The organism is Humibacter antri, from assembly GCF_054777235.1.
The window spans coordinates 1-1,151 of record NZ_BAAHAW010000052.1 but is presented as its reverse complement, the minus strand read 5'-3'; the positions used below and the strand labels follow the sequence as shown (position 1 = coordinate 1,151).

The following is a 1,151-nucleotide window of genomic DNA, read 5'->3' as shown; positions in this document are numbered from 1 at the left end:
CGTACTCGGTGGGCGTCAAACGCCCGAGCCGGGCCTGGCGGCGTCGGCGATGGTAGGTGCGCTCGATCCAGGTCACGATCGCGATCCGCAGCTGTTCCCTGGTGGTCCAGGAGCGGCGGTTCAGGACGTTCTTCTGCAGCAGGCTGAAGAACGATTCCATCGCGGCGTTGTCGCCGCAGGACGCGACCCTGCCCATCGAACCGACCAGGCGGTGACGGCCCAGCGCGCGCAGGAATTTGCGGCTACGGAATTGGGACCCGCGGTCACTGTGGACGATGCATCCGGCAACGTCACCGCGCATCTGCACAGCGTTGTTCAGAGCGTCAACAGCCAGTCGGGCCTTCATCCGGGGGCTGATCGAGTAACCCACGATCCGGCCCGAGCAGGCGTCCTTGACCGCACACAAGTAGAGCTTCCCCTCGGCGGTCGCGTGCTCGGTGATGTCGGTCAACCACAGCTCGTTCGGGGCCTCGGCGGTGAACTCGTGCCGCACACGGCCGTTCTCGTCGACCACCGCACACAGGTCGTCGTGGACCGCGGGACCGGGCCGCTTGGACTTGCCGCGCTTCTTCCCGAACACGCTCCACCAGCCGTTCTCCGACGCGATCCGCCACGCGGTGCGGTCCGCCATCGCCTGCCCGGCATCTCGGGCTTCATCGGCGAGCAGCCGGTGCCCGAACTCGGGGTCATCCTGATGCGCGTCGAACAAGGCGTTCGCCCGATACGCCTCCACGTACTCACGATCGGTGACGGGGCGCTGAAGCCACCGGTAGTACGGCTGTCGGGAGAGCTTCAGAACCCGGCACGACACCGTCACGGGGATCCCCGACACGGCGAGCTCTTCCACGAGCGGGTACATCATTTTCCCGGCAGATGCGCCTGCGACAGATACGCCGTCGCTTTCCGCAGCACCTCGACTTCCTGCTCAAGAAGGCGGTTGCGCTTACGGAGTTCCCGCACCTCCGCGGCCTCCGTCGTGGTCACACCGGGCTGCTCGCCCGCGTCAACCCGCTCGACACGCATCCAGTTCTCCACGGTGCCGGTATGGATCCCGAAGTCCTTCGCGATCTGCGCGATCGTGACCCCCGGCTCCCGACCCCGCGCGACCCGGAGCACGTCCTCACGGAACTCTTTCGGAAATGGCTTGGGCA

The 1,151-nt window shown here is 66.6% G+C and carries 1 protein-coding gene; it reads right to left on the bottom strand.

The features are described from left to right. Positions 1-1,151, bottom strand: a protein-coding gene (locus ACYVDK_RS18220; RefSeq protein ID WP_460524419.1) for an IS3 family transposase whose coding sequence is annotated in 2 segments (ribosomal slippage) — positions 1-865 and positions 868-1,151 — 1,149 coding nt annotated over the 2 segments. Because the reading frame shifts where the segments join, the coding sequence is not laid out codon by codon here. This gene is flagged as partial in the annotation.